Below are 14,810 nucleotides of genomic sequence, written 5' to 3'. Positions count from 1 at the left end.
CGATGCCAGGAATACTCCACATCAGTGCGTAAGATAGATCGAGGCTAGGGGCCGGGGTTCGAAAAAGCGATTATGGATACAATACGAACATGTCTGTTAAAGCTAACGCGCCGACAGAAGCGAGTTTTGCAAGTCATCACCGACATTTTGTTAGTGTGGGCTGCGTTGTGGATGGCGTTTGTCGTCAGGCTGGGTTTTGATGACCTAAACAATCCCTTTGTTGTGCATTTCTGGCTCTTTGCTAGCGCACCCATCGTTGCCATACCTTTGTTTGTACGGTTCGGGATGTATCGTGCAGTGATGCGCTATTTTGGTAACGATGCCCTCATAGCAATAGTTAAGGCTGTGACGTTGTCTGCCTTGATTCTTGCCTTGGTCGTTTATCTGTATAGCAATCACCAAACAGTAGTGCCACGCTCAATTGTGTTCAACTATTGGTGGTTGAGTATGGTGATGATCGGTGGGCTCAGGCTCGCTATGCGCCAGTACTTTCTGGGGGATTGGTTCACTGCAGCCCAGCATGTGCCCTTCACCAATAGGGATGATGGTTTACCCAAGGTAGCCATTTATGGTGCGGGGGCGGCAGGTAATCAACTGGTTGCAGCGTTGCGATTGGGACGACTGATGCGGCCGGTGGCATTTATTGATGATGACAGCAGTATCGCTGACCGGATGATCGCCGGACTACAAGTATACAAACCCAAGCATTTACAACAGATGATTGACGAAACAGATGCAGAAGAGATACTTCTTGCTATCCCTTCGTCCACTCGTAGTCGCCGAAGAGAGATTCTGGGTTATCTGGAAGGTTTTCCCCTTCATGTTCGAAGTGTTCCTGGCTTTATGGATTTGGCCAGTGGGCGAGTGAAGGTTGATGACATTCAAGAAGTAGACATTGCGGACTTGCTTGGGCGTGACTCTGTGCCTGCTCAAGGCGATTTGTTGGCGCACTGTATAAAAGGGAAAACTATTCTGGTGACAGGTGCCGGAGGATCTATTGGATCTGAGCTTTGTCGACAGATTTTGTCCTTGGGCCCCACCGCTCTGATTCTGCTCGATCATAGCGAGTTCAATCTCTACAGTATTTTGTCTGAGCTTGAACAGCGTGTGGCGCGAGAGGCTCGTATTGTAAAATTGCTCCCTATACTAGGCTCTGTGCGTAACTACGAAAAGCTGTTGTCTGTCATGAAAACCTGGAGTGTCGAGACGGTTTATCATGCTGCTGCTTATAAGCATGTACCGATGGTAGAGCATAATATTGCTGAAGGTGTACTTAATAATGTGATGGGTACGCTCAACACGGCGCAGGCCGCTTTGCAATCCGATGTGGCTAATTTTGTACTGATTTCAACTGATAAGGCTGTTCGCCCAACTAACGTAATGGGCAGCACGAAGCGCTTAGCGGAACTTACTCTGCAGGCGTTGAGCAAAGAAGTGGCGCCAGTGTTGTTCAATGACTCTTCAAATATTTCGAGGGTAAATAAAACCCGTTTCACCATGGTGCGTTTCGGTAATGTATTGGGCTCTTCAGGCTCGGTCATTCCACTGTTTCACAAACAGATCAAATCAGGTGGTCCGCTGACGGTCACTCATCCGAAGATTACGCGCTATTTCATGACTATTCCGGAAGCTGCTCAGTTGGTTATCCAGGCTGGATCGATGGGACAGGGCGGTGATGTTTTTGTGCTGGATATGGGTGAGCCGGTGAAAATCGTCGAGTTGGCGGAAAAGATGGTTCATCTCTCTGGGCTGAGCATCCGCTCGGAAAAAAATCCTCATGGCGATATCGCTATCGAGTTTACCGGCCTTCGTCCTGGTGAAAAGCTTTACGAAGAGTTGCTGATTGGCGACAACGTAGTGGCGACTCAACACCCAATGATCATGAGCGCCAATGAGGATCATCTGTCTTGGGATTTGCTTAAGGCCAAGCTCAGCGAACTCCTTGAAGCGCTTGAGTTAGATGATTATGCAAGAGTTCGACAACTGCTTCGTGAGACGGTGAGTGGTTATACCCCGGACGGTGAAATCGTCGACTGGGTTTATCAACAGCGGCGTCTCAAGCCTTGAATCTACACAACCGGTAACCCTCCTGCTTTTGACTTGCCTGCGGCATCACCTAGGTTTGGAAGGCAGCTTCGGAAAAGCTGCTTTCCTTACTCGATGTCATGGAGCGTCACTATGCGTAACTCTTATCTCTCCTCGCTGATCTTTGCCGTTCTAGCCAGCCTTTCACTTGCAGCTCAAGCAGCGCCTGCTGTCAAGGCGCAGACTGTTGCTCCTGAGGCAGTGGAGCAGGCAACGCCTCAAGTCAGCAAAATCAACCTCAATACCGCCGATATGGCTGTCCTGCAGCGCGAGCTATTTGGAATTGGCGAGGCCAAGGCCAAGGCGATTGTCGCTTATCGTGAAGAGAATGGTCCCTTTGCTTCGGTGGATGAACTGCTTGAGGTCAAGGGTATCGGCAAGACTATCCTGGAGCGCAATCGAGACAAGCTCGTCGTCAACTGATTTGATCAAGTAGCAATCGAAGGTCGGTCAGTGACCGGCCTTCTGTATTTCGGGCGGATTTGGTGCCTAGCCATGAATCTCTATCAACGGGCAATTTTTTCATGGTGCTGCAAGAGTATTGTGTACGTAATATTTTTCGCTCTCCGGATGTTCCAATCGGAGGCGTCCATTACTTTCAAGATTGTCAGGAGCAGCCGCGACGAGTTTTTTCGCGGCCGGGCGCAGGGCGATCATCAAAATTGTCTCGGTGGTTGCGTTAATCCCGGAGCGTTTCAATGCGACTTACAGTGCCCCCATGGACTATCCTCGCTCCCGTAGACATTTTCCAGCCTCAAAGTGAGGCACTTTCAAAGTCCTCAGGACTGACGCCGCCCAGGTGACTGTGACGACGCGTTCGGTTGTAAAACGCCTCAATGTAATCGAATACGTCGACACGGGCCATGTCCCGGGTTTTGTAGATCCTCTTGCGGATGCGTTCTTTTTTCAGGCTACTGAAAAAAGACTCAGCCACGGCATTGTCCCAGCAGTTTCCTCGGCGGCTCATACTCGGCTCGAGGTGGTTGGCCAGACAAAAACGTTTCCAGTCATCGCTACCATATTGGCTACCCTGGTCCGAATGCACGATGACTCTGGTTTTGGGTTTACGGCGCCATACCGCCATGAGCAGCGCGTCCAGCGCCAGCTCCTTGCCTAGCGTTGGCTTCATTGACCAGCCGACCACCTTGCGAGCGTAGAGATCCAGTACGACAGCCAGATATAGCCATCCCTGCCACGTTCAGATGTAAGTGATATCGGTCATCCAAGCCTTATTAGGGGCATCGACAGTGAAGGCCCGGTTAAGTCGATTGGGGGCAATGATCGATGGTCTGCCTTTGATTGCGCGCGGGGCTTTATATCCTCTGAGCGCCTTGATTTTATTGGTGCGCATCAGTGCCGCGACACGGTGCTTGCCGCAACTTTCTCCAGCCTCGCGCAAGTCAGCAAACAACCGTCGTGCGCCATACACACCTCGACTGGCCGCATAGGAGTCGCGGATCAGCCCTAACAGCCGACCATTCTCTTTTTCGCGGTCAGAAACAGGCTTGTGTAGCCATTGATAGAACCCGGCACGAGCAACTTGCAAAACCCGGCACAGCGTAGTGATCGCGTATTGATTCCGATGCTCGTTCATAAAGCGGTATTTCACTCGGGTTCCCTGGCGAAGTACCGCGCTGCTTCCTAAGAAACACCTTCCATAGGCAGCAGCGAAAATCCAAACTCCGCAGCACGCCGATGGAGGCTCTTAACGACGCGCTCTCGGTACTTCTGCTCGTAGTGGTCTGCACCTGGATCCTGATAGGCCATGCCGAACCGCATGGCATTGTAGAACAAGATGGCAATTTTCCGGGCGGTGGCAGTGACCGCTTTCGCCTTGCCGATGCGGGCTGACAGGCGTCGGTAAAAGGCCCCAAGGGCCGTGCTCGTTCGACCGATAGTCACCGCGGCGAGCCGAAGATGCGCGGTCACCCGATTGTTGGTTTTCCTGGTGTGGGCCGACAGCACCTTTCCGCCACTGATGCGACAACCAGGAGCAAGCGTCAGCCAGGAAGTGAAATGATGAGCTGTGGGCCATCGGCTGAGGTCCGTGCCGCACTCAGCCACCAGGCGGAGCGCGAGATAGGGGCCAATGCCGTGTATTTGCGTCAGATCGACGCCGACTAGCTGGTAAAGCAGGGGGCGCACTTCAAAGGCCAAGGCGTTGGGTTGCCGAGTGTTATGTCGGGCCTTCGGTAAGGGCTCTGTCGGCGGAGGCTGTTGCAGGGAAAGGCTGGAGAGGCTTCTGGCAATCTGCTGATCGCAGATGAGCAACTGCTCTTGATAAGCATCATACATGGCCAGCGCTTGCGTAAGGGCAAAGACATGTTCGGGTTGGTAGTTGCCAATCAACGCGTCGTGGATCGTCTGTTCACTGGATTTGCAGCGCGTATCACGCAAACTTGCCAGCCTTGAGACGTCGCGTTCCCCGGCCACGATGGCCCGGATGATCCGCATACCGGTCACGCCCGTGATGTCGCTGACCACATGATGTAACTGAAGATTCATATGGGTGAGCGCTTTTTGCATGTGTTGGATATGAGCCGCTGCATAGTCAAGATGGCGCTCTCGGAGCCGGAGATAACTACGTAACGCCGAGATGGCTCGATCAGGCTGAAAGCTTGCGCGCAGCAGTCCGCAGGCATGCAGCCTTTGAATCCACTGAGCATCATTCACATCCGTCTTGCGCCCGGGTACGGCCCGAGCATCGCGCGCGTTCGCCAATACGACGTGAAGTCCATGGGTCTCAAGGATTTCGTAAACTGGAATCCAGTAAACACCGGTCGACTCCATGGCTACTGTTTGGATGCCGACGTCGATCAGCCAGGTTGCCATCTTCTCTATATCGCCGGTGAACGCTTGAAAGGTTCGAATAGACTCCTTGGACAGTCCTGGCGGAATCGCCACGACGTGAAACCTTGAACCGATATCGATGCCGGCCGCCCGTTCATTGATGATCGGCAGGCCGATTTGAGTAGCAGACTTTTTCATGACAACCCTCCAACGCAGAGATGTTGGACGGGGACTCGGATCAGATCACATTCCTAAACGGGGTCACGGCACGTGCCACCAATCACGGGTCCGCAGCTTCCCCTGGGTCATGTTTTTTGACGGGGTCAAAGCCTCCAAAAAGCCAGCGACCACTGTCCAACTAACTCAGTGTAGCGCCCGTGTTTCTAATGCAATGGGCTGCGGAGCGCCGCAGAGGCAGTTTTTTAATATGTCGCGCTCTTCTTCCAAGCGTCGCATTTGGGCTCGCAGCCGCAAAATCTCGCTTTTGGCTTCGAGCAACTCGCTGGCCTGTTTCTCGGTTTTGTCAGGCGTCACGGCTTTGACCCATTTGTAGAGGCTGTGGGTCGAAACGCCGAGGCGCTCGGCTGTTTCCGCAACAGAGTATCCGCGTTCAATAACTTGCCTCACGGCTTCTGCCTTGAATTCCGGCGTGAATCGTTGGGTGCTCATAAACTTCCTCCTATGCTCAAAGCATAGGCTGGAGATGTCTACGATGCCGGGGGCAGTCCACCAAGGCTTACGTGCTAAGCCTGACTCAGTCACTGCAGGCTGAGTTGAAAGGCAATGACGTTCAGGCTCAGGGGAGCTTGCCTGACGTTACTTGTACCGAGATCTGGGGGCGTTCAGGCTTGGAGGCTAAGGCCATCCCCCTAGAGATGGTGACGGAGGCGACTGAGATTGTGGACGCGGCATTGAATGGTTTCGACCAGAGAGAGTTGATCACGCTGCCTTCGTTTCCCGCTCCGGCGGACTTGCAGGCACTGGTCGCCGCACGCCTGGCCTTGGGGGCCAATCTTTCCAGGAACAGTGCCGCCGCGCGTTCCAAGTAAGGCGGCCCATGGAGCGGGTTGTATTATTCCTGCTCCTGTTTCTTCAGGCCCTCACTGACGACTTCCAGTATCTGTACCGCCAGTTCAGGACTTTCCACGCTGCGCGAGAGCATCAACGCTCCCACCAGGGTCGACATGATCATCAGGCTGCGTTGCGCCTTATTTTCACCTTCCAGAGTCGCTTCCACTTGGGCAAGTCTGGCATTGAGCACTGCATCGGTGGTGGGGCTGGGTTGGCCGCGCTGGCCGAGTTCCGAACTCATTGTTGGTAGTGGGCAACCTTGATGGGGTGAGCTGCGATGCCACTCGGAAAGGTAGTTGTCGATAAATGCCTGCAAGGGCTGTTCTTGTGTGAACAGGGTTGCGCAGTGGGCATCCAGGTCTTGCGCAGCTGCGCAAAGGGCTTCTTCTACCAGCTCATCCTTGGACTTGAAGTGGGAGTAGAAACCGCCATGGGTCAGGCCCAGTGCCTTCATCAGTGGTTGTAATCCCGTTCCCCCTATTCCATCACGACGAAAACGTTCCGAAGCTTCTTTGATAATGCGTTGATGTGTCTGGGCTTTATGGTCTGCTGAATAACGCATTTGAGAAACCTCCACAACTAGAGCGTTATTTTAACCAAGGATCATCAGATCACGCCCCTACTTATCAGTGGGTGTTTTGCGTATTTACAGCGTTCCGACAGGTAGGGCGAGTGTTTGCTGGGCGCTCAGGAATTGGCACGATAAGTGATTAAAGTTTGATCATGAATTGTTGAACAATCTCGAGGTGTTGCCATGAGCAACGGTTTATCCCTTGCGGACCAGATTAGGGTGGAACTGCGTGCCGAAATTATCGGTGGTCGCCTTTTGCCTGGCATGCCGTTGGTAGAGAGCGATCTGGTCAACACCTACAACGCTTCGCGCAACACCATACGTGAAGCGTTGCACGGCTTGGGCCAGGAGGGGTTGACCCACTATGTCCGTTATAAAGGCGTGGTGGTCAGATGCCTGAGCAGCGATGAGGTAAAGGATCTGTTCCGAGTACGTCGGACTCTGGAGTTGCAGGCGATCGCCAGTGCAAGGCCGCTGAGCGAGTGCCAGGCTGATCGTATGCTCGACGCCATCGAGGCGGCCCAATTGGCCCGAGATCGCGAGGACTGGCGTGCTGTCGGGACCCATGGTTTGCGCTTTCATCAGCAGGTGGTAAGGCTACTGGATTCCCCCTTGTTCGATGAATTTTTCACCAATGTAGTCGCGCAATTGCGTCTGGTGTTTTGCGCCGCGCCGGATGAAGCGTTGTTCCAGGCGCCCTGGCTGGTTCGTGACCGGCAGATTCACCAATGGCTGGTGGAGGGTGACAAAGCCCGCGCCGGCGAGGCAATGGAGGCATACCTGGACGACTCCGAGCGCCTGCTGCTGAACATGTTCAGCCAATCCTTGCGTCACTGAGTGAGGGCGATACCCATGTACAAAGACTATCCAGCGGCTTATCAGGTCAGTAAAGGCTCGGCGCTGCAGGTGGATACAACCTTTTATGAACGTATCCGTGATAACCGGGCACAACGTACGCTGATCGAGCAGTTCGAGGTGCCGATTCGTACGGGCCGGGCCTGGAAGGTGCCTGCCGGTCATGTGTTTCGAGTGACCACGCCGGTAGGCCCGCAAGTGGGGGACTTCAACGTCTGGAATGCCAATGACCCGCGAGAACGCCTATGGGCCGCACGTACCCGGCAGTTGCAGGGAGCCCATGTCAGCACCCATGACCGGCTCTGGTCGAACCTGCCTTTCTTGCGGCCGCTGGTCACGATCACCGATGACAGCCTGGCGAATTATGGTATCGACGAGCATGGCGGGCGCCTGCACGATTTATTGGGTACCCGGTGCGATCCCTATGTGAACCGAATGCTCACAGGCGAGGATTTTCATCATCACTGTCACTCCAATCTGACACGGGCGGTTCTGCCCCATGGCCTCACCGAATTCGACGTGCATGACGTATTGAATATCTTTCAGTGCACCGGCCTTAATCATGACGACATGTATTTCATGAAGGCCTGTCCGGCGCAAAAGGGCGACTATCTGGAGTTTTTTGCCGAAATCGACCTGCTGTGTGCACTGTCGACCTGCCCGGGGGGCGATCTGTCCTTGCCGATGTGGGGCCCCGAGGCTCAGGACCCCTTGAGCGTTTGCCGGCCATTGGGAGTGGAGATCTATCGTCTCGAAGAGTCACTGCTTGAAGGCTGGAGCCAGCCGGAGCGGGCGGCCTACAAAGGTCTGCACGGTTTGCACATCGCCAAGGCCGAATGGGAAAAGTAGGGCCTTGAGCAGTCCCTTCAATGCAGGACGAAGGGGCTGACGGGATTAACGATCCTGCGCTTCTTTGGCATCCATTTCCGCGTTGCGTTCGGCTACGCGTTTACGTTGCTCATCAGTCAGTTCCACCTTGTGGGCGGTGTCGCGCAGCATCATCAAGCCGCCGACGATCGAACCGATAGCAACCACCAGAATCAACCAGGCATACCAGGGCATAGGGCTCTCCTTGAACGGCAGTTTCCCGAGGACGAAGGTTCGCCCTCGGGACTGCCTGTAATGCTTTGAGTTAAAGCGTTTCGCACTGGTTCCATTGTATGCCTGATTGTTCTGGCCAGTAGTGCCCGATGCTTACAAACCGGTGAGCATGGCATCCGCCGGGGCATCGGCCCGCAGTTGTGCGGTGAGCTGAAAGTAAATGAAACCCAGCACCATGAAGCCGAGGAAGATCAGGCCAATCAGCGCGTTGAACCAGGCCATGGCCACCAGGCACACCAGCGCCAGTACCAGTGCGATGGCGGGTACCAGCGGGTAGCCCGGGGCGCGGAAGCTGCGTGGCAGGTCCGGTTCGGTCCGGCGCAGTTTGAACAGGCTGAGCATGCTCATGATGTACATCACGATGGCGCCGAATACCGCCATGGTGATCATTGCGGCGGTCAGGGTCATGCCGCCCAGGTTGATCAGGCCATCGCTGTAGATCGCGGCGATACCGATCAGGCCGCCGGCGATGATCGCCCGGTGTGGCGTCTGGAAGCGTGACAGCCTGGCCAGGGATGCTGGCAGATAGCCAGCGCGGGCGAGGGCAAAGAACTGCCGCGAATAGCCGAGGATGATCCCGTGGAAGCTGGCCACGAGCCCAAACAGGCCGATCCACACCAGCATGTGCAGCCAGCCGGAACTGTCGCCCACCACGGCTTTCATCGCCTGGGGCAACGGGTCGTTGATATTGGCCAGGGTGCGCCAGTCACCCACTCCGCCAGCGAAGAACATCACCCCCATGGCCAGCAGTACCAGGGTCAGAATGCCGCTGATGTAGGCCTTGGGAATGGTGCGTTTGGGGTCCTTGGCTTCTTCGGCGGCCATGGCCGCACCCTCGATGGCCAGGAAGAACCAGATGGCGAAGGGGATGGCGGCGAACATTCCGGCAATTGCCGGGGCACCGAAGGTGTCGGCTCCGGCCCAGCCATTGAGGGCGAAATTGCTGAAGCTGAAGGCCGGTGCTACCACGCCCATGAATACCAGTAGCTCTGCCACCGCCAGTACGCACACCACCAGTTCGAAGGTAGCCGCCAGTTTTACCCCGAGGATGTTCAGGCCCATGAAGACGAGGTAGGCCCCCACGGCGGCATGCTTGGGGTCCAACGCCGGAAACTGCACATTCAGGTAGGCGCCAATGGCCAGGGCAATCGCCGGTGGCGCAAAGACGAATTCGATCAAAGTGGCCAACCCGGCAATCAAGCCGCCTTTCTCACCAAAGGCGCGCCGGCTGTAGGCAAAGGGGCCTCCTGCATGGGGAATGGCCGTGGTCAGCTCGGTGAAACTGAATATAAAGCAGGTATACATGGTGGCGACCAGTAAAGAGGTCACGAGGAAACCAAGGGTTCCGGCCACGCCCCAGCCATAGCTCCAGCCGAAGTATTCCCCGGAAATCACCAGACCGACCGCGATACCCCATAAATGCAGCGTGCCCAGAGTGGGCTTGAGTTGTGTGTTCATCGGTTGCTCCCTGAACGGTTGGAAGTGCTCGGGACTGGCCTGTGCAGCGCCCATGCCAGTCTCGTGGCGACCGTCGTAAAGCCAGGAAAGCGGTCGTATCGAGGATGTTTTCCAGGTTTTTATCGTCGATCGATATCAGTCTGGTGCATCCCGGTGCCTTCGATTGGGGCAGAGGAGCATGGGGGCAGCCGCTGTCGTCTTCCAACTGCCCAGATAAACGCCGCATAAAGCCAGTCTTTACGCTTTCTTTATGGGCCTCCCACCCCGTCGATCTCGTTCCTTTACAGGCACCCTGCGGACAATGGCTGCATTCGCGGCAATCGCCGTACCTCGGAGACATTCCATGAACATTCTGGACGCGGTGTCATTGCTACTGGCAGTGGGCCTGTTCGTTTATCTACTGGTTGCGCTGCTGCGCGCGGATCGGAACTAGGAGCTGCGGTTATGCACAGTTATGACTATTGGCTGCTCCTCGCCTTCTTTGCCCTGGTGCTGCTGCCCGCGCCCTGGCTGGGACGTTTCTACTACAAGGTCATGGAAGGCCAGCGCACCTGGCTGACCCCGGTGCTGGGGCCGGTGGAGCGTGCGTGCTACCGGATTTCCGGGGTCGATCCACAAGACGAGCAGAGTTGGCAGAAATACACCCTGGCCTTGCTGGCCTTCAACCTAGCGGGTTTTGTCCTGCTGTTTGCCATCCTGCTGTTCCAGGGGTATCTGCCACTCAACCCGCAGAATCTTCCGGGACAGGAATGGACCCAGGCGTTCAACACCGCCGTCAGTTTCATGACCAATACCAACTGGCAGTCCTACAGTGGTGAGGCCTCCCTGAGCTACCTCAGCCAGATGGTCGGCCTGACCGTGCAGAACTTCGTCAGCGCTGCTACCGGGCTGACGGTGCTGGTTGCCTTGTGCCGCGGCATTGGCCGGCGTTCGGTGCGCACCCTGGGCAACTTCTGGGTCGACATGACCCGCGCGACTCTCTATGGCTTGCTGCCGCTGAGTCTGTTGCTGGCGTTGTTCCTGGTCTGGCAGGGCGTGCCCCAGACCTTTGCCCACTACGTGGATGCCCTTACCTTGCAAGGTAACGACCAGGTGATTCCCCTGGGCCCGGCGGCGAGCCAGATCGCCATCAAACAGTTGGGCACCAATGGTGGTGGCTTCTTCGGTGTCAACTCGGCTCACCCGTTCGAGAATCCCAGTGCCTGGAGCAACCTGTTCGAGTTGGTGTCGATCATCCTGATTCCCGTGGCCCTGGTATTCACTTTCGGCCACTACGTCAAGGATCTGCGCCAGAGCCGCGCGATCATTGCCTGCATGTTTGCCCTGTTCCTGATTGGCGGCGCCACCTCGTTGTGGGCGGAGTACCAGCCCAATCCGGCGTTGCAGAATGCTGCGGTGGAGCAGGCGGCACCTCTGGAAGGCAAGGAAGCGCGCTTCGGCACCACTGCCACGGTGCTCTGGTCGGTGACCACCACGGCCGCGTCCAATGGCTCGGTGAACGGCATGCATGACAGCCTGAATCCTCTGAGCGGCATGGTGGCGCTGATCAACATGATGGTGGGGGAAGTGATCTTCGGCGGTGTCGGCGCGGGTCTCTACGGCATGCTGTTGAACGTACTGATCGCGGTATTTCTTGCCGGGTTGATGATCGGTCGCACCCCGGAATACCTGGGCAAGAAGCTTCAGGCCAAGGAAGTGCAATTGCTGGTAGTGACCCTGATGGTCATGCCCATTGGCGTCCTCGTCCTCGGTGCCCTGGCCGCCAGCCTGCCTGGCCCGGCCGGAGCCATCAGCAATCCAGGGCCTCACGGTTTCAGCCAGTTGCTGTATGCCTACACCTCAGCCAGCGCCAACAACGGCTCGGCCTTTGGTGGCTTCAGTGCCAACACCCCCTTCCATAACCTGATGCTGGGCCTGGGCATGCTGATTGGACGTTTCGGCTACATCCTGCCGGTGCTGGCCCTGGCTGGCAGCCTGGGGCTGAAGAAGCCCGCCCCCATCGGCCAGAACAGCTTTCCCACTCACGGCCCGTTGTTCGTGGCCTTGTTGACCGTGACCATTTTGCTGGTGGGCGGCCTGACCTTCCTGCCGACCCTGGCGTTGGGCCCAATCGCTGAACACTTGAGCATGGGCTTCTGAGGACCTGATGATGAATATGCATGTTCCTGCCTCGAACAAGGCTGTTGACTCGGCCGCCAAGGCCAAGCGTACCCAGGCCGAATCTTCGAGTACCGCGATCTCTGCTCTGTGGCGCCCGGCGCTGATTCAGGCCTTCGTCAAGCTCGACCCTCGCCAGTTGCAACGTTCGCCGGTGATGTTGGTGGTGGAGTTGACGGCAATCCTGACCACTGTGCTGTGTTTCGTGCCGGATACCTCGGTATCGACGTTCGTCGCGGCACAGATAGCCCTCTGGCTGTGGTTCACCGTGCTTTTCGCCAACTTTGCCGAAGCCCTGGCAGAGGGCCGTGGCAAGGCCCGGGCCGACAGCCTCAAGGCCGGCAGCGAAGGCTTGAGTGCTCGCCGTCGCACCAGCGAGGGCACCTATCAGGTGGTGCCGGCGATCAACCTGCGCAAAGGCGATGTGGTGCGGGTTGAAGCCGGGGAAATGATCCCGGGGGACGGCGAGGTGATCGAGGGCATTGCCGCGGTCAACGAGGCGGCGATTACCGGTGAGTCGGCGCCAGTGATCCGCGAGTCCGGTGGCGATCGCTCAGCGGTGACCGGCAACACCCGGCTGGTTTCCGACTGGCTGCTGGTGCGCATCACCAGCAATCCCGGCGAGTCGACCCTGGATCGCATGATCGCCCTGGTGGAAGGTGCCAAGCGGCAGAAGACGCCCAACGAAGTGGCCCTGGATATCCTGCTGATCGGCCTGACCCTGATCTTCCTGCTGGTGGTGGTGACCCTGCAGCCCTTCGCCCACTTTGCCAATGGCAGCCTGCCGCTGGTGTTCCTGGTGGCGTTATTGGTCACCCTGATTCCCACCACCATCGGCGGCCTGCTGTCGGCCATCGGCATTGCCGGGATGGATCGTCTGGTACGCCTCAATGTGATCGCCAAATCCGGGCGTGCGGTGGAGGCCGCGGGGGATGTGCATGTGTTGTTGCTGGACAAGACCGGCACCATCACCTTCGGCAACCGTCGTTGCAGCGCCATTCATCCGGCTCCCGGCGTGAACGCACGAGAACTGGCCGAAGCGGCATTGCTGGCTTCCCTGGCGGATGACACTGCTGAAGGCAAATCCATCGTCGAGTACTTGCGCGAGCTTTATCCACAACCTGAACCGGCTCCTGAAGTCTTGACCGCCGTGCCATTCAGTGCGGAAACCCGCCTGTCCGGCGTCGATTACCAGGGCCGGATCTATCGCAAGGGGGCGGTGGATTCGGTGCTGAACTTTGTCGGCCTCAAGCGCAGCGACCTGGCGCCGGCTCTGTCCCGGGAAATCGACAAAATCGCCCAGAGCGGTGGTACTCCACTGCTGGTGTGCGGCGAAGGCCGGATGCTTGGGGCCATTCACCTCAAGGATGTGGTCAAGCCGGGTATCCGCGAGCGTTTCGCCGAGTTGCGCAAGCTGGGGATTCGCACTGTCATGGTGACCGGCGACAACCCGCTGACCGCTGCCGCCATCGCCGCTGAAGCCGGGGTCGACGACGTACTGGCCGAAGCCACGCCGGAGAAGAAACTGGCGCGCATCCGTCACGAGCAGAACGACGGACGCCTGGTGGCGATGTGCGGCGACGGTGCCAACGACGCCCCGGCACTGGCCCAAGCCGATGTCGGCATGGCGATGAACGACGGCACTCAGGCGGCCCGCGAGGCGGCCAACATGGTCGACCTGGACAGTGATCCGACCAAGCTGCTGGACGTGGTGCAGATCGGCAAGGAGCTGCTGGTGACCCGGGGCGCCCTGACCACCTTTTCCATCGCCAACGATGTCGCCAAGTACTTCGCCATTCTGCCGGCGCTGTTCGCAGCGATTTATCCACAGCTGGGCGTGCTCAACATCATGCACCTGACCAGCCCGCAGAGCGCGATTCTCTCGGCGATCGTATTCAACGCCCTGATCATCGTGGTGCTGATCCCTCTGGCGTTGCGCGGGGTCAGGGTCCAGGCCGCCAGTGCCGCCCACCTGCTGCGGCGCAACCTGCTTATCTACGGTGTGGGTGGGATCGTGGTGCCCTTTGTCGGGATCAAGCTGATCGACATGCTGCTGACCGCCTTGCACCTGGTGTAACTCGCCTGCGGCATTGAATGAATCGAGGATTGAGAAATGACTAGCGTATTGCGTCCGGCCTTGAGCCTGATTGTGTTGATGAGTCTGATTACTGGCGTGGCCTATCCATTGGTGGTGACCGGTGTGGCCCAGGTGGCGTTCCCGGATCAGGCCAATGGCAGCCTGGTGCGTGATGCCCAGGGCAAGGTGCGTGGTTCGGCCCTGATTGCCCAGGATTTTGTCGGTGATGCCTGGTTTCATCCACGCCCATCGGCAGGAGCCTTTGCCACGGTGTCCAGTGGTGCCAGCAACTTGGCGCCGAGCAACCCGGCCCTGGCCACGCGGGTGATCGACGATGCCCAAAAGCTCCAGGTGCCAGGTCAAGGGCCGGTGCCGCTGGCCTTGCTCACCACCTCCGGCAGCGGCCTTGATCCGCACTTGCCACCCGAGGCGATTGACTATCAACTAGCGCGGGTCGCGGCAGCGCGCAATCTGCCGGCGGCTAAGCTACAGGCGCTGGTGCAGGCACATATCGAGCGGCCGCTGGTGGGGCCGCCGGTGGTCAATGTACTGGCCCTGAACCAGGCCCTGGAGAATCTGTAACCGCTGCCGTTCGTGCGGGTGGCAGCGTCTAGAGTGCGGATTGAACTGATTGTTTTGTTGCAG

12 protein-coding genes and 4 pseudogenes are annotated in these 14,810 nt (G+C 57.4%); 10 read left to right on the top strand and 6 right to left on the bottom strand.

The genetic code is table 11. From position 1 onward, the window contains the following. The first annotated feature begins 72 nt into the window (after positions 1-72). From KHO49_RS21075 to KHO49_RS31115, 3 genes and pseudogenes are all read left to right on the top strand, one after another. A complete protein-coding gene (locus KHO49_RS21075) occupies positions 73-2,067 on the top strand; it encodes a polysaccharide biosynthesis protein (RefSeq protein WP_123394182.1) in 1,995 nt (664 codons plus the stop codon). A gap of 111 nt (positions 2,068-2,178) precedes the next feature. After that, positions 2,179-2,508 carry a ComEA family DNA-binding protein gene (locus tag KHO49_RS21070; protein WP_102860865.1) on the top strand — a complete coding sequence of 110 codons (330 nt, stop codon included), beginning with the start codon at positions 2,179-2,181 and terminating at the stop codon, positions 2,506-2,508. Positions 2,509-2,680: 172 nt separating this feature from the next. Further along, positions 2,681-2,812, top strand: a pseudogene (locus KHO49_RS31115) (SDR family NAD(P)-dependent oxidoreductase); the annotation flags it as partial. Positions 2,813-2,839: 27 nt separating this feature from the next. Here the strand turns inward: KHO49_RS31115 and KHO49_RS21065 are convergent. The 3 genes and pseudogenes from KHO49_RS21065 to KHO49_RS21055 form a co-directional block, all read right to left on the bottom strand. Further along, positions 2,840-3,718: pseudogene (locus KHO49_RS21065) on the bottom strand (IS3 family transposase); the annotation flags it as partial. An 8-nt stretch (positions 3,719-3,726) separates the two neighbouring features. Then, the gene (locus KHO49_RS21060; RefSeq protein ID WP_213665779.1) at positions 3,727-5,073 is read right to left on the bottom strand and encodes an IS110 family RNA-guided transposase; all 1,347 of its coding nucleotides are present in this window, start codon (positions 5,071-5,073) and stop codon (positions 3,727-3,729) included. Positions 5,074-5,295: 222 nt separating this feature from the next. Further along, positions 5,296-5,544: pseudogene (locus tag KHO49_RS21055) on the bottom strand (transposase); the annotation flags it as partial. Positions 5,545-5,600: 56 nt separating this feature from the next. Between KHO49_RS21055 and KHO49_RS31110 the strand changes: the two are divergent. Next, positions 5,601-5,924: pseudogene (locus KHO49_RS31110) on the top strand (SDR family NAD(P)-dependent oxidoreductase); the annotation flags it as partial. Positions 5,925-5,947: 23 nt separating this feature from the next. On the opposite strand, the gene KHO49_RS21050 reads toward KHO49_RS31110, so the two are convergent. Next, entirely contained in the window at positions 5,948-6,508 is a 561-nt protein-coding gene (locus KHO49_RS21050) for a TetR/AcrR family transcriptional regulator (RefSeq protein ID WP_102880462.1), read from the bottom strand. A gap of 192 nt (positions 6,509-6,700) precedes the next feature. On the opposite strand from KHO49_RS21050, the gene KHO49_RS21045 reads away from it, so the two are divergent. Together KHO49_RS21045 and KHO49_RS21040 are read left to right on the top strand one after the other, a co-directional pair. Then, a complete protein-coding gene (locus KHO49_RS21045) occupies positions 6,701-7,354 on the top strand; it encodes a GntR family transcriptional regulator (RefSeq protein ID WP_213665778.1) in 654 nt (217 codons plus the stop codon). Between the two features lie 15 nt (positions 7,355-7,369). Continuing rightward, a complete protein-coding gene (locus KHO49_RS21040) occupies positions 7,370-8,221 on the top strand; it encodes an urea carboxylase-associated family protein (RefSeq protein ID WP_102880460.1) in 852 nt (283 codons plus the stop codon). Positions 8,222-8,266: 45 nt separating this feature from the next. Here KHO49_RS21040 and KHO49_RS21035 read toward each other — a convergent pair whose 3' ends face one another. Together KHO49_RS21035 and eat are read right to left on the bottom strand one after the other, a co-directional pair. Continuing rightward, on the bottom strand, positions 8,267-8,434 hold the full coding sequence (locus KHO49_RS21035) for a DUF2897 family protein (protein ID WP_020796133.1): 168 nt from the start codon (positions 8,432-8,434) through the stop codon (positions 8,267-8,269). 132 nt (positions 8,435-8,566) lie between these two features. After that, positions 8,567-9,931 (bottom strand): ethanolamine permease, encoded by a 1,365-nt coding sequence (eat, locus tag KHO49_RS21030; protein ID WP_102880459.1) that lies wholly within the window; start codon positions 9,929-9,931, stop codon positions 8,567-8,569. 343 nt (positions 9,932-10,274) lie between these two features. Between eat and kdpF the strand changes: the two genes are divergently transcribed. Genes kdpF through kdpC form a run of 4 tightly spaced genes read left to right on the top strand, consistent with a single transcriptional unit; the run spans position 10,275 to position 14,747 of the window. Further along, positions 10,275-10,364 (top strand): K(+)-transporting ATPase subunit F, encoded by a 90-nt coding sequence (kdpF, locus tag KHO49_RS21025; protein ID WP_016964080.1) that lies wholly within the window; start codon positions 10,275-10,277, stop codon positions 10,362-10,364. Between the two features lie 11 nt (positions 10,365-10,375). Continuing rightward, a complete protein-coding gene (gene kdpA, locus KHO49_RS21020; RefSeq protein WP_102880458.1) occupies positions 10,376-12,070 on the top strand; it encodes a potassium-transporting ATPase subunit KdpA in 1,695 nt (564 codons plus the stop codon). A gap of 10 nt (positions 12,071-12,080) precedes the next feature. After that, positions 12,081-14,165: a potassium-transporting ATPase subunit KdpB gene (kdpB, locus tag KHO49_RS21015; RefSeq protein ID WP_102880457.1), complete on the top strand. Its 2,085-nt coding sequence runs from the start codon at positions 12,081-12,083 to the stop codon at positions 14,163-14,165. A 36-nt stretch (positions 14,166-14,201) separates the two neighbouring features. After that, complete coding sequence (kdpC, locus tag KHO49_RS21010; protein WP_102880456.1) at positions 14,202-14,747, top strand: potassium-transporting ATPase subunit KdpC; 546 nt, start codon at positions 14,202-14,204, stop codon at positions 14,745-14,747. The last annotated feature ends 63 nt before the right edge of the window (positions 14,748-14,810 follow it).

The organism is Pseudomonas sp. RC4D1 (assembly GCF_018390395.1).
GTDB classification, from domain to species: Bacteria; Pseudomonadota; Gammaproteobacteria; order Pseudomonadales; family Pseudomonadaceae; genus Aquipseudomonas; species Aquipseudomonas danubii.
The sequence above is the reverse complement of the archived record's forward strand: the minus strand, read 5'-3'. Positions and strand labels throughout refer to the sequence as shown.

Bases quoted from the DNA above. Each gene is read 5' to 3' on its own strand.
- kdpF (WP_016964080.1), top strand. From the start codon at position 10,275: ATGAACATTCTGGACGCGGTGTCATTGCTACTGGCAGTGGGCCTGTTC.
- KHO49_RS21050 (WP_102880462.1), bottom strand. From the start codon at position 6,508: ATGCGTTATTCAGCAGACCATAAAGCCCAGACACATCAACGCATTATC.
- kdpB (WP_102880457.1), top strand. From the start codon at position 12,081: ATGAATATGCATGTTCCTGCCTCGAACAAGGCTGTTGACTCGGCCGCC.
- eat (WP_102880459.1), bottom strand. From the start codon at position 9,931: ATGAACACACAACTCAAGCCCACTCTGGGCACGCTGCATTTATGGGGT.
- KHO49_RS21060 (WP_213665779.1), bottom strand. From the start codon at position 5,073: ATGAAAAAGTCTGCTACTCAAATCGGCCTGCCGATCATCAATGAACGG.
- KHO49_RS21070 (WP_102860865.1), top strand. From the start codon at position 2,179: ATGCGTAACTCTTATCTCTCCTCGCTGATCTTTGCCGTTCTAGCCAGC.
- KHO49_RS21040 (WP_102880460.1), top strand. From the start codon at position 7,370: ATGTACAAAGACTATCCAGCGGCTTATCAGGTCAGTAAAGGCTCGGCG.
- kdpC (WP_102880456.1), top strand. From the start codon at position 14,202: ATGACTAGCGTATTGCGTCCGGCCTTGAGCCTGATTGTGTTGATGAGT.
- KHO49_RS21075 (WP_123394182.1), top strand. From the start codon at position 73: ATGGATACAATACGAACATGTCTGTTAAAGCTAACGCGCCGACAGAAG.
- KHO49_RS21035 (WP_020796133.1), bottom strand. From the start codon at position 8,434: ATGCCCTGGTATGCCTGGTTGATTCTGGTGGTTGCTATCGGTTCGATC.
- kdpA (WP_102880458.1), top strand. From the start codon at position 10,376: ATGCACAGTTATGACTATTGGCTGCTCCTCGCCTTCTTTGCCCTGGTG.
- KHO49_RS21045 (WP_213665778.1), top strand. From the start codon at position 6,701: ATGAGCAACGGTTTATCCCTTGCGGACCAGATTAGGGTGGAACTGCGT.